Origin of the sequence: Flavobacterium crassostreae, assembly GCF_001831475.1 — a bacterium.
GTDB lineage: Bacteria > Bacteroidota > Bacteroidia > Flavobacteriales > Flavobacteriaceae > Flavobacterium > Flavobacterium crassostreae.
On sequence record NZ_CP017688.1, the window covers coordinates 943225 to 956095 of the forward strand.

The 12871-nt window shown below is 38.6% G+C and carries 11 protein-coding genes and 1 tRNA gene; 8 read left to right on the forward strand and 4 right to left on the reverse strand.

Translation table 11 applies throughout. The features are described 5' to 3' along the window. Nucleotides 1-14: 14 nt before the first annotated feature. On the reverse strand, nucleotides 15-1307 hold the full coding sequence (locus LB076_RS04165) for an aminopeptidase P family protein (protein WP_066333231.1): 1293 nt from the start codon (nucleotides 1305-1307) through the stop codon (nucleotides 15-17). A 245-nt stretch (nucleotides 1308-1552) separates the two neighbouring features. On the opposite strand from LB076_RS04165, the gene LB076_RS04170 reads away from it, so the two are divergent. The 4 genes from LB076_RS04170 (at nucleotide 1553) to LB076_RS04185 (ending at nucleotide 6097) form a co-directional block, all read left to right on the forward strand. Then, nucleotides 1553-2218 carry a succinate dehydrogenase cytochrome b subunit gene (locus LB076_RS04170; protein ID WP_066333233.1) on the forward strand — a complete coding sequence of 222 codons (666 nt, stop codon included), beginning with the start codon at nucleotides 1553-1555 and terminating at the stop codon, nucleotides 2216-2218. 12 nt (nucleotides 2219-2230) lie between these two features. After that, nucleotides 2231-4231, forward strand: coding sequence for a fumarate reductase/succinate dehydrogenase flavoprotein subunit (locus LB076_RS04175; RefSeq protein WP_066333235.1), 2001 nt, complete (start codon nucleotides 2231-2233; stop codon nucleotides 4229-4231). Between the two features lie 91 nt (nucleotides 4232-4322). Then, complete coding sequence (locus LB076_RS04180; protein ID WP_066333238.1) at nucleotides 4323-5069, forward strand: succinate dehydrogenase/fumarate reductase iron-sulfur subunit; 747 nt, start codon at nucleotides 4323-4325, stop codon at nucleotides 5067-5069. Between the two features lie 260 nt (nucleotides 5070-5329). Continuing rightward, a complete protein-coding gene (locus LB076_RS04185; RefSeq protein WP_066333241.1) occupies nucleotides 5330-6097 on the forward strand; it encodes an amidohydrolase in 768 nt (255 codons plus the stop codon). 56 nt (nucleotides 6098-6153) lie between these two features. Here LB076_RS04185 and LB076_RS04190 read toward each other — a convergent pair whose 3' ends face one another. Further along, nucleotides 6154-7791 (reverse strand): Ig-like domain-containing domain, encoded by a 1638-nt coding sequence (locus LB076_RS04190; protein WP_066333244.1) that lies wholly within the window; start codon nucleotides 7789-7791, stop codon nucleotides 6154-6156. A 170-nt stretch (nucleotides 7792-7961) separates the two neighbouring features. Here LB076_RS04190 and LB076_RS04200 point away from each other — a divergent pair, with 170 nt between their 5' ends. The 4 genes from LB076_RS04200 (at nucleotide 7962) to LB076_RS04215 (ending at nucleotide 11847) form a co-directional block, all read left to right on the forward strand. Next, entirely contained in the window at nucleotides 7962-8966 is a 1005-nt protein-coding gene (locus tag LB076_RS04200) for a hypothetical protein (RefSeq protein WP_066333248.1), read from the forward strand. Beyond that, on the forward strand, nucleotides 8926-11196 hold the full coding sequence (locus LB076_RS04205; protein ID WP_066333250.1) for a hypothetical protein: 2271 nt from the start codon (nucleotides 8926-8928) through the stop codon (nucleotides 11194-11196). Before LB076_RS04200 ends, LB076_RS04205 begins: the two co-directional genes overlap by 41 nt. A 32-nt stretch (nucleotides 11197-11228) precedes the next feature. Next, nucleotides 11229-11630 carry a methylmalonyl-CoA epimerase gene (gene mce / locus LB076_RS04210; RefSeq protein WP_066333428.1) on the forward strand — a complete coding sequence of 134 codons (402 nt, stop codon included), beginning with the start codon at nucleotides 11229-11231 and terminating at the stop codon, nucleotides 11628-11630. Nucleotides 11631-11773: 143 nt separating this feature from the next. Next, a tRNA-Ile gene (locus tag LB076_RS04215) sits at nucleotides 11774-11847 on the forward strand. Nucleotides 11848-12002: 155 nt separating this feature from the next. On the opposite strand, the gene LB076_RS14120 is transcribed toward LB076_RS04215, so the two are convergent. Both LB076_RS14120 and LB076_RS04225 read right to left on the reverse strand, forming a co-directional pair. Then, nucleotides 12003-12131, reverse strand: a complete 129-nt coding sequence (locus LB076_RS14120; protein WP_255308164.1) for a hypothetical protein — start codon at nucleotides 12129-12131, stop codon at nucleotides 12003-12005. Between the two features lie 121 nt (nucleotides 12132-12252). Beyond that, the gene (locus tag LB076_RS04225) at nucleotides 12253-12843 is read right to left on the reverse strand and encodes a riboflavin synthase (RefSeq protein ID WP_066333430.1); all 591 of its coding nucleotides are present in this window, start codon (nucleotides 12841-12843) and stop codon (nucleotides 12253-12255) included. Nucleotides 12844-12871: the final 28 nt, after the last annotated feature.

Below are 12871 nucleotides of genomic sequence, written 5' to 3' on the forward strand. Positions count from 1 at the left end.
TTGGGTGTTGTGTTTTAGGAATGCATTAGGGTTTCAATTTCTTCTACCTCAATCGGGATGTTGCGCATCAGGTTGAATGGTGCTCCGTTTTCTTGGATTACGACATCGTCTTCTAGGCGGATTCCAAATCCTTCGGCTGGGAGGTATATTCCGGGCTCTACTGTAAAGACCATGTTGGCTTGCATTGGTTCGGTGAGGAGTCCGTAATCATGGGTGTCTAGGCCCATGTGGTGGGAGGTTCCGTGCATGAAGTATTTTTTGTATGCGGGCCATTCTGGGTTTTGGTTTTGTACATCGGCTTTGTCTAGGAGTCCGAGTGCTAGTAGCTCTGAGGTCATGATTTTTCCTACTTCGATATGGTATTGTTTCCATAGGGTTCCTGGAAGGAGCATTTTTGTGGCTTCGTTTTTAACGTTCAAAACGGCGTTGTACACGGCTTTTTGTCTGTCTGAGAATTTTCCGGATACCGGAACTACTCGGGTCATGTCACTGGCATAATTGGCGTATTGTGCTCCTACGTCCATCAGGATTAAATCGCCTGCTTTGCATTGTTGGTTGTTTTCGATATAGTGCAATACATTGGCGTTGTTGCCTGATGCAATGATGGGTGTGTAGGCAAAGCCATTGGAGCGGTTGCGGATAAATTCGTGAATAAATTCGGCCTCAATCTCGTATTCCATGACATTGGGTTTGACAAAAGATAGGATTCTTCTAAAGCCTTTTTCGGTGAGGTTGCAGGCGTGTTGCATTAGGTCAATTTCTTCCGATTCTTTGATGGACCGTATGCGTTGTAAGATCGGGTTGCTTTTGGCAACGGCATGTGCGGGGTATTTTTCTTTCCATTTTTTGATAAAACGGGCTTCTCTGGTTTCGGTTTCAATTACGGCACGATAATGTTCGTTGGTATTGATGTACATGGTTTCGCAATGGGTCATCATTTCGTTCAATACTTTGTCAAAATCTTGAAGCCAGTGCACGTTTTGGATTCCCGAAACAGCATAAGCGCGCTCTTTGGTGAGTTTTTCTCCTTCCCAAACGGCAATGTGCTCGTTGGTCTCTTTTAAGAATAAAATTTCTCTTTGGTTTTCATAAGGAGCATCCGGAAAGAGTAGCAATATGCTTTCTTCTTGGTCAATGCCACTTAGGTAAAAAATATCCCGATGTTGTGCAAAAGGCATGCTGCTATCTGCGCTTATGGGGTAGATGTCATTGGAGTTAAAAACGGCAACACTTTTGGGCTTCATTTGTGCCATGAATTTGCTGCGATTTTTTATAAATAAGTCCCGGTCAATTGGATGGTATTTCATAAGAATTTTGTTTTTTGTTTTAGATATTCAAAAATACTAAGATTATATGGGTTCTGGAGGGTCTATTGGGCTTTTTTGTTTAAACTTTTTTGGGGGATTTCCGCTTTAGATATTGATATTTAAGGGATTGTTACTTTTTTAGCCAAAACACTTTAAATTCATTATAAATAACGGTAAAAAGGTTGTAGTTCAAGACTATTTGCTTTATTTTTGTAATATTTTTTAAAACAATTTATTCAAATCTTATGGCAAAATCTACATTATTGAAGTCGTCAATAGCTAAAAAAGTTGCTATGGCGCTTTCAGGACTTTTTCTGATGTTGTTTCTAGCACAGCACTTTTTCATTAATATGACTTCGGTGTTTAGCTCCGATGTATTCAATTCTATATCTCATTTTATGGGGTACAATCCTTTAGTTCAGTTTGTGATCCAACCAATTCTTATTGTGGGGGTTATTTTTCACTTTATCATGGGGTTTGTTTTAGAGATTCAAAACAGAAATGCTAGACCTATTGCTTACGCAAAAAACAATGGCGCTGCGAACTCTTCTTGGGCGTCTAGAAACATGATTGTTTCGGGATTGGTTATCTTGGCTTTTTTGGCTTTACACATGTATGATTTTTGGTTTCCAGAAATGGTTTACAAATATGTTGCTATCAATCCATTGGATGAAACAAGATATTTTCATGAATTAGCCGAAAAGTTTGAAAGCCCAGTGCGTACGGCCTTATATTGTATTGCATTTGTATTGTTATCTTTACACCTAAAGCACGGATTTAGTTCTTCGTTTCAGTCGGTAGGTTTCAATAACAAATATTCCAGAGGATTAAAAAATTTCGGATTAGGATTTGCGTTTGTAATTCCTTTCGGATTTATTTTTATTGCTTTATTTCATCATTTCAATCATTAATATTAAATTATAATGGCATTAGACTCAAAAATTCCAAATGGTCCAATTTCGGATAAATGGACAGATTATAAAGATCATATTAATTTAGTGAACCCTGCCAACAAACGTAACTTAGATGTTATTGTTGTAGGAACAGGATTAGCTGGAGGTTCAGCTGCTGCAACATTAGCAGAATTAGGATATAACGTAAAAGCATTTTGTTTTCAAGATTCTCCACGTCGTGCGCACTCTATTGCAGCACAAGGAGGGATCAATGCAGCAAAAAATTATCAAGGAGACGGAGATTCTGTTTTTAGATTGTTTTACGATACCGTAAAAGGAGGAGATTATCGTGCCCGTGAAGCAAACGTACACCGTCTTGCCGAGGTATCTACAAATATTATTGACCAATGTGTGGCGCAAGGAGTACCATTGGCACGAGAATATGGCGGACTATTAGACAACCGTTCTTTTGGAGGGGCTCTAGTATCGCGTACTTTTTATGCAAGAGGGCAAACCGGGCAACAACTATTGCTAGGAGCATACTCTGCGATGAACCGTCAAATTGGACGCGGAAAAATCACCATGCACAACCGTCACGAAATGCTAGATATAGTAATCGTAAACGGAAAAGCTAGAGGAATTATAGCACGGAACTTAATTACTGGAGCCATAGAAAGACACTCTGCTCACGCCGTAGTGATTGCTTCAGGAGGATACGGAAACGTGTTCTTTTTGTCTACCAATGCCATGGGATCTAACGCTACTGCAGCCTGGAAAATCCACAAAAAAGGAGCATATTTTGCCAATCCTTGCTACACCCAAATTCACCCAACCTGTATTCCTGTTTCTGGAGACCACCAATCCAAACTAACCTTAATGTCGGAGTCTTTGCGTAATGACGGTCGTATCTGGGTTCCTGCAAAAATCGAAGATGCTATTGCCATTAGAGAAGGAAAGAAAAAAGCAATTGATTTATCCGAGTCCGAAAGAGATTACTACCTAGAGAGAAGATACCCAGCCTTTGGTAACTTAGTTCCTAGAGATGTTGCCTCTCGTGCAGCAAAAGAAAGATGTGATGCCGGTTTTGGAGTAAACAAAACAGGCGAAGCAGTTTACTTGGATTTTGCGGCAGCAATACAGCGTTACGGAAAAGAGCAAGCATTTCTAAAAGGAGTAGATGCTACAGACAAAGAAGCAGTAACTAAATTAGGTACCGAAGTTGTAAAAAACAAATACGGGAACCTATTCCAAATGTACTACAAAATTGTAGATGAGGATCCATATACCTCTCCAATGATGATATACCCAGCGGTGCACTACACCATGGGAGGAACTTGGGTAGATTATAACTTAATGACTACCATTCCGGGTTGTTTCTCTATCGGAGAATCTAACTTTTCGGATCACGGAGCTAACAGATTAGGAGCTTCTGCCTTAATGCAAGGATTAGCCGATGGTTATTTTGTATTGCCATATACCATTGGCGATTACTTATCTCCAGATATCAAAATGGGGCCAATATCTACAGATACACCAGAATTTGAAGCTGCAGAAAAAGCAGTAAAAGGACAGATTGAAAAATTCATGAACAACAACGGAACCCATTCTGTAGACTATTTCCACAAGAAATTAGGAAAGATAATGTGGAACAAAGTTGGAATGGCTCGTAACGCAAAAGGACTTACCGAAGCTATTGAAGAAATTGCAGCATTGCGCGAAGAGTTTTACAAAGACGTTAAAGTGCCCGGAACAGACAAAGGCTTCAACCAAGAGCTAGAAAAAGCAACCCGAGTTGCAGATTTCTTAGAACTAGGAGAATTGTTTGCCAAAGATGCCCTACACCGTAACGAATCCTGTGGAGGACACTTTAGAGAAGAGTACCAAACCGAAGAAGGAGAAGCAAAACGTGATGACGAGAACTTTGCATACGTAGCAGCTTGGGAGTACAAAGGAAAACCAAGTGACGCCGTATTGCATAAAGAAAACTTGGTATTTGATGCCGTTAAACTAGTTCAAAGAAATTACAAATAGCAATTAGTCCAAAGCCCAAAGCCTTAAAGTCAGATGACCCATGTCAAGCGACTTTCGACTTTCGACTTTATGACTTTCAAACTAAAATAGTATGAAACTTACATTAAAAATATGGCGTCAAAAAAACGCCCAAGATAAAGGAGCAATGGTTGATTACCAAATCGACGGAATTGAACCAGATATGTCCTTTTTAGAAATGTTAGACGTATTCAATGACGATTTAATCAACAAAGGAGGCGAGCCAGTAGCCTTTGACCACGATTGTCGCGAAGGAATTTGCGGGATGTGTTCCTTATATATCAACGGAGAAGCACACGGCCCAGATAGAGGAGTAACCACCTGCCAGTTGCACATGCGTATGTTCAAGGATGGCGACACCATCACCATAGAACCTTTCCGTGCAGCCGCCTTTCCGGTAATCAAAGATTTAGTAGTAAACCGTAGCGCATTTGACAGAATCCAGCATGCAGGAGGATTTATATCCGTAAACACATCCGGAAACACCATCGATGCCAATTCTATACCAATCAACAAAAAAGACGCAGACGAGGCATTTGACGCCGCAACCTGCATCGGCTGTGGTGCCTGTGTAGCCACCTGCAAAAACTCCTCGGCTATGTTATTCGTAGCAGCCAAAGTATCGCAATACGCCTTACTGCCACAAGGTAGAATTGAAGCCACAGACCGAGTACTAAACATGGTAAGCCAAATGGATGCCGAAGGATTTGGTAACTGTACCAACACAGGAGCCTGTGAGGTAGAATGTCCAAAAGGAATATCTCTAGAGAATATCGCTCGCATGAACAGAGAATACATGTCAGCAAGCCTAAAAGGATAACTCTTTATAGGCCAAAGACAAAAAATAAATAGTTCTAAAAAACGCATTCATTCATTTGGATGCGTTTTTTGTTTTTGGGGTGCCCTACGCAAAAGCTCCGGTCGGGCTATCCGCTACAAGTCCTCGCACCTCCTACGTCGGGCTGTGGGCTATCCGCTACTATCCCTCACCCAAGAACACAACCCCAGTTTTTGTAATTATGCTACCAAACAAGAAAACAATTATTTCTAAACAAAGCGCTTTTTTAGTAATTTTATAAAATGAAAATAGCACTAATACAATCCAGCATCGTTTGGCAAAACCCCGAAGCAAATCGAGTCTACTTAGAACAAAAAATCCATAGTATTCCAGCAGGCATTAATCTCATCGTGTTGCCAGAGATGTTCACCACCGGCTTTACCATGCATCCAGAGCAAGTAGCAGAACCCATGAACGGCAAAACAGTACAATGGATGCAAGCATTGGCCAAAGCCAAAAACACCGCAATCACAGCCAGTATTGTCATAACCCAAAACAACGCCTATTATAACCGATTGTTATTTGTATTTCCAACAGGAGCAATACAGCATTACGACAAAAGACATTTGTTTAGCCTAGCAGGCGAAGAAAAAGTATACCGCAGAGGCACCCAAAAATTAGTAGTCGATTATCTAGGCTGGAAAATTTGTCCATTGGTATGCTACGACTTGCGATTTCCGGTTTTTTCTCGTAATGTAGAACAGTATGACTTATTACTTTATGTAGCCAGCTGGCCCAAACCAAGAATCAAAGCTTGGGATAGCCTACTAGTGGCCCGTGCCATAGAAAACATGAGTTACGTTATTGGCAGCAATAGAGTAGGAGAAGACAATAATGGATACCAATACAACGGACACTCTCAAGTAATAGACTGCCTAGGAGAGTATGTTGTAGAACCCTCAGAAAACGAAGCTATCTTTATAACCACGCTACACCAATCTGCCCAAAATGCAGTTAGAGAAAAGCTCCCTTTTTTAAAAGACAAAGACAGCTTTGAAATACAGGACTAGTCCTAATTAGAATTCGTTGCCCCCTAAATACCGTGTTGTCATGCCTTGCGTCAGAATTATTTTGTGTTTAAATCCGCTGAATATGGCATGCTCACATCAAAAACTTGATCCACATCCCAGTTGGCCCTAACATCAATTTCTTTAGAAAAATAAAGCACCTCTTCGGGATATTTTTTTTGTAAAAAAGTACCAGAATCATACCGCTGATTCTTGTTTTGATCGTATATAATACGCAGACGATACACCGCTGGCTCTATAAGATTGAAATCTATAATGGGACTATTTTGGCTGTATTTAGAAGCCATTACATCGCCTTTAGTATTAGTTAGCTCCACCAGCACCGGAAAATGTTGGACGTTTTGTAGAGTAACGCGTAGGTTGCCGTATTCGGCTTCTTTTTTGGTAGCAAAAGAAAAGCGCAGGCTATCGTTAGATTTTTCGTAAAAATCAGTCAATGCGCCCGGTAATAAGTGAAGGCTGTATTTTTTGTTGGGTTCTTTCTTAAAATCAAAATAAATTTTTTGGTCCAAAACAACATACTCTCTTTTAAAGGCAACTGCAACACTGTCGTTAGCTAGCAATTGGATCTTAGAATCCTCAAAACCAACCAATGGCGTACTGGATTGTAACGCCAACCGATCATTAAAATTAGCCAATCCGCCAGAAGATAGCGTCACATTTAGCGTGTCTTTTTTTTGGTTTTTTATTTTTAGAGTAAAATCTCGGGAGTAATTGTCTTTGCTTACCCTAACGGCCAAAGAATCCGTCTGAAGGGCTGGAATCCAAATCTGTAAAGAATCTTTTTGGGGCATTTGTGTAACTATTGTTTGCAGTATTTTGGAATTGTTTTTGACCACAATTGTAGGTTGTTTCTCAGCGGTATTTGGAGCACCAGCATACCCCAGCAACAGTCTGTTGCCAGAGGCTTGTGTGGGTGGATAGGCCTTAAAATCTGGAGTTTCTTGGAATAACTTAATTTCAAAAACGGTGTCGTTAGGGATGTCAATAAATTCTTTTAAAAAGCCTATTTTATCCTCTTTAGGATTAAATTTATTGTTGCCATTTTTATCTTTCATAGCCACTAAGAGGTATTTTCCGGCTTTCAAATTGTCCAGTTTAAAACTCTTTGTGCTGTCTAATGTGTTGGTGATGTATTGTGGAGCATGGGTATAAACCACAGAGTCCGTGTATTTTTGGTTGACTTCATAGAGCATCACAGACACGTAAGGGTCTGCGTTTTTAAGGTAGGCATCCTTTATTTTTCCGCTAATGGATAGCGAATCGATGTAAGCCCCTGTAGAAAAAACATATTTAAATTGACGGTATGGATTTCCCTCATTATTATCGACAATACTTTGCCCAAAATTAAAACTATAGGTAGTATTGGGCCGTAAACTGTCTTTGATTTTTATAGTCAAAAACGTACTTACGCTAGTGGGCAAAATTAACGGCTCCTGTTGCATTGGAGGCGAAATTATTAGTTGTTTGTTCTGGTTTTTGAGGCGGATGTTTTCGTCAAAAAGTAATCGGATATCGCCGCCTTTAAAATTGGTGCTAAAGTTTTTGGGAAAACTCTCTTTTAAAACCGGTCCCAGAGTGTCCTTGAGACCACCAGTGATAGTGCCCCTTTTGGCACAATTGGTTAAAGATAAGGCAAAAAGGATGCAAAAAATTACAGTTGGATGCTTAAACATAAAGACGGTAGATTTAGGAGTACAAAATAACAATTATATTTTTTGTAATCGAAATATTTGGGACACTATTAAAACGCATTGTAGTTGTTTTTTAGTATTAAAAGAAACCCAAAGACTCATTTTGGCAGTAATAAATTCTTACATTTGTTAGACTCATAACGTCCTTTTTTTTGAAAAAATACTGCTATTATATTGCCTTGATTATGTTTTTTGTTTCTTGCCAACAAAAACAATACCCTGCGGTTAGTTTTTATTATTGGAAAACCAATTTTAATTTGTCTGCATTAGAGCAAGAAACCCTAAAAGAAAACGCAGTTCAAAAAATATACATTCGGTATTTTGATCTGGATTTGCATCCTAAAACCAAACAGGTTTTTCCTCGCAGTCCGATACATTTTAGTATGTTGCCTCCTGTACAAACAATTGTTCCGGTGGTGTACATTCAAAATAAAGTGATGTTGGATCCGGCATTTAATAGCCAAGAACTCGCACAAAAAACGCATGATTTTGTTGCTTTAATTAATACCAAAAATGGACTTAGCTGCCAAGAAATCCAAATTGATTGTGATTGGACCTTGAGTAGCAAAACCAATTATTTGCAGTTTATAGAAGCTTTTAAGCGTATTTCTGCCAAAAAAATAACTACTACCATTAGACTGCATCAAGTAAAATATTTTGAAAAAACAAAAATACCTAACGTAGATTCGGGGGTTTTGATGTACTACAATATGGGAGTGATTGGGAGTCCGTCTTCCAATTCTATCTACAACCAAGCCATAGCAAGTAGGTATTTAGCAAGTTTAAAAAAATACCCTTTGGCATTAAATTATGCCTTGCCTATATATTCTTGGGGCGTTCATAGCAGTAATGGTAGCGTAATTGGGTTGCGCAACAAGCTCACAAACAAGGATTTAGATTTGGATCCAAAATTTTTATTGACCACCACCAACAAGTACCGAGTGATGGTTTCTCATTATAGAAAAGGTGTTTTTTATAAAAAAGGAGATAGCATAAAAATAGAAGCCATTAGCACTGCAGATTTAAAAGAAATGGCAAGCGACCTGAGAGAGCATTCGGCGCAAAGCCCTAAAGAAATTATTTTTTACGATTTAGACCAACGCAATATTAACAATTATGAAAAAACGATTTTCCAACAAATTACTGCTTATTTTTAGCGCAGTATTACTTTTTGGTTGCAGTATTATTTATGCCTGTGGCGGCGGAGATTGGTTCGAAGATTGGTATTATGGCTATAATTCCAATTTTACCCCAGAGGCTTTTGTAGAGGCTTCGTATGCGCCTTTGTTTTTGTCTGGAGAAGTTTTTTATGGAATAGGCTTTGATGACCAGCATAATTCCAGATTCAATACCCAAATTACTTCGGATTGGGAGGGGTATCTCAAAGGGAGCATGGCAACTTCGGAGGTGCGTTTTTTTTTAACAGGCACTAGCGCCAACGATGTAGTTGCATTAGAGCAATATTATACCCAACCTACAGAAAATGCCACAGCAATCAAATGGGGCAAAAAGTTTCGTTTAAAAGATCCCAAAGTGGTTGCTTTTTTGCGCTTTTTGTACTTGGCTCAAAAAGTAGAAACTGCCTCTGTCAAAGAAGACTACTGGAGTTACGAGCCCGTTGCGGCAAAAGTTTTTACGGATTGGAACAGTATTGCCAAACTAGAGCGTGCTTATGCCCAAAATACGGATGTTTTTATAAAAAACAGGTATTGGTTCCAGCTCATGAAAGCTTATTTTTATAGTGATAACAAACCAAAAGCAATTGCTTTTTTTGAGCAAACTTCAAAAACCGCAGTCAAAAACACCTTATACTATCGGGCACTTAGTTACTGTGCTGGGATACATTATCAGAATAAAAAATATGCCCTATCTAATTATTTGTACAGCATTGTTTTTGATAAATGTCCTCCAATGCGAGTGGTGGCGGCTTATAGTTTTCATCCTCAAGACCAAAATGACTGGAATGAGTCTTTAGCTTTGGCTAAGACCAATCCCGAAAAAGCGGCATTATGGGCAGTTCATGGCTATTATAAAGACGAAATAAATGCCATAACAAATATCTATGCCTTAGATCCCGCTAGTCCACATCTTAATTACCTTTTGACGCGGTTGGTGCATAATCAGGAAAACAAAATCCAGACCAATTATGCCCAACGAACTGTAACCGAAGATAAAAAACAACAGATAGCACAAATGGATCCCGACGTGTTGGCTTTGGTGCAAAAAATCGCAAAGGATACCGCTACCAACAAACCGTATTTATGGAAAATTGCCTTAGGGTATTTGCAAACCCTACACGGACAATATGCTAATGCAGAGGCGACCTATGCCAGTGTTGCGGCTAAATTACCTAACACTATTTTGGCAACGAGTCAATTGCGGTTGTTACGGTTTGTGAATAATTTGAACCAAATTACGGTGCTTAATTCTGCTTCCGAAAAAAAAATTATAAAGGATTTAAATTGGCTTTATCAAGAATTGCCAAATCAAAAAATAGAAAATTTTAGGTATTATAATGCGGCCCAATGGAGCAAAAAATACCTTTCGGCAGTATTTAGAAATCAAAAAAATAATGTGATGGCGGAGCTTTTTGAGCCAACAGAGCAGTTTTATGATTCGGATGCAAACCTAGAGGCCATGAAAAAATTTCTTTTAAAGCCTAAATGGAGTCCATTAGAAACCATTGCAAAGCATATTTACAGCGTAAAGCTAACCGATATTTATGCTTTTCAGGCGGTCAAAGCTACTTTTGCAGACAAAATTCCTGAAGCCATAGCGTATATGGAACAAACGGATAGTGCTCAAAAAGCAGTTCTTTTAGGAAATCCATTTAATGGAACTATTAAAGATTGCCATGATTGTGAACATGCAGCCAGACAGAACAGAAAGTTTACACATATAGATTTTTTAAGGATTATGCAGCAAATGCAAAACAAAATAAGCCAAAATCAGGACGTTTACAACAATAGTTTGTTATTGGGGAATGCCTTTTATAACCTTTCTTATTTTGGGAACGCACGTACCTTTTACGAAAGTAATCTGGTTGGCTACGGTTCTAGTCCAACTTATTTTAGGCCCTCTATCAAAAAAAGAATACTCGATGGTACTGTTTCTAAAAAATACTATCAAAAAGCTTTGGCAGCAGCAACTACAAAAGAACAAAAAGCCAAATGCCTATATTTGTTAACCAAATGGGAGCGTAATGAATTTTATAACAACAGCTATTATTTTAAGGATACAAACTGGTGGGATAGGTATGACGATAAAATTAATTTTTTAGCCTGGAATGGTTTTCAAATTTTACAAAAAGATTATGCAGATACCCAATATTACCAAGAGGTTATAGCAGAGTGTGGTTACTTTAAGACCTATGTTGCTAAGGATTAGTTGTTTTAAAATAATTAAAATTTCGTTATATGATGCTAAAAATAGAGCACATTGGGATTGCTGTCCAAGATTTGGAGGCGTCTAGTCTGTTGTTTGAAAAATTGTTAGGAACACCAGCCTATAAAACAGAAGAGGTGGCTAGTGAGGGAGTAATAACTTCGTTCTTTGCCAATGGTCCCAATAAAATAGAGCTCCTTGCGGCTACAAATCCAGAGAGTCCAATTGCTAAATTTATACAGAAAAAAGGCGAAGGAATGCATCACATTGCTTTTGCAGTCACGGATATTGTGGCTGAGATTGCTAGATTAAAGGCGGAAGGTTTTGTAGTCTTGAACGAAACACCCAAAATAGGGGCGGATAATAAGTTAGTGGCTTTTCTGCATCCCAAAAGCACTCAATCTGTTTTGATTGAATTATGTCAAGATATAAAATAAGTATACTCTGAATGGGTTTTTTATGATTCTGTAAATCAGCACGTTTGTAGTTGGGTTTGTTTTTTTTACAGTTTAATTGTAAATATAGGACCAAAATAGTTGTAACAATCGAAAAATAGTAGTAATATTGCAAACTCTTAACCGGTCCTATAGCTCAGCTGGTTAGAGCACCTGACTCATAATCAGGTGGTCCCTGGTTCGAGCCCAGGTGGGACCACAGTTTAAGTTTAAAAAACCTTATAAACATTGCGTTTATAAGGTTTTTTTGTTTTTGGTGTGTAAAAATGTTTTAAAAATAAGGGATAAGTTCTTGTTTAGTAACAGATTAATTTGTTAATTTTGTATTATCATGAAAAAGATTTTTAAAAATAACTACTTACTACTAGCCTTTGCGGTTATTTCCTTAGGTGTTTTTGCTGCTCCGGAGCCGCCACCGCCTGGAGTTAAGGGGAGTAGTGCGTTTCCGCCACCACCGCCACCGCCTGGTTTGCCAATAAACAAGGAGTTAGTCTTTCTTTTGGTTGCGGGAGTCGCATTGGGTAAGTATACTACTTATAAATATATAAAAACAAAAAAAACCTCTGTGTAAAATAAGCAGAGGTTTTTTTTGTTTCAAACCACATTACATTTTGTTTTGATGCAGTCTAGTGACATATTTGCCTATAACGTCAAACTCTAAATTAATTAGAGTGCCTGTTTTGAAGGTGTTAAAGTTGGTATGTTGGTGTGTATACGGAATTATAGCTACGCTAAATTGATTTCTTTTAGAGTCCACCACTGTTAGGCTAACGCCATTTACGGTAATAGATCCTTTTTCTATGGTTAGATTGTTTAGGGCAGTATCGTATTCAAAAGTATAGATCCAACTTCCGTTGGTTTCTTGGGTATAAATACAGCGAGCTGTTTGGTCTACATGGCCTTGAACAATGTGTCCGTCAAGCCTATCGCCTAGTCTCATTGCTCGTTCCAGATTGACTGCGTCGCCAATATTCCAATGGCTTATGTTGGTTTTTTGAATCGTTTCGCCAATTGCGGTAACAGTGTAAGAATTGTCTTTAATAGCTACTACCGTAAGACAGATGCCGTTATGAGCAACACTTTGATCAATTTTTAATTCGTTGGTTATGGCAGACTCTATGGTAATGTGTAAGTTGTCTTTGTCTTTTTGAATATCTTCAATAGTGCCAAGGGTTTCTATTATTCCTGTAAACATTTCTTGTTTTATTTTACTAAATTTGTAG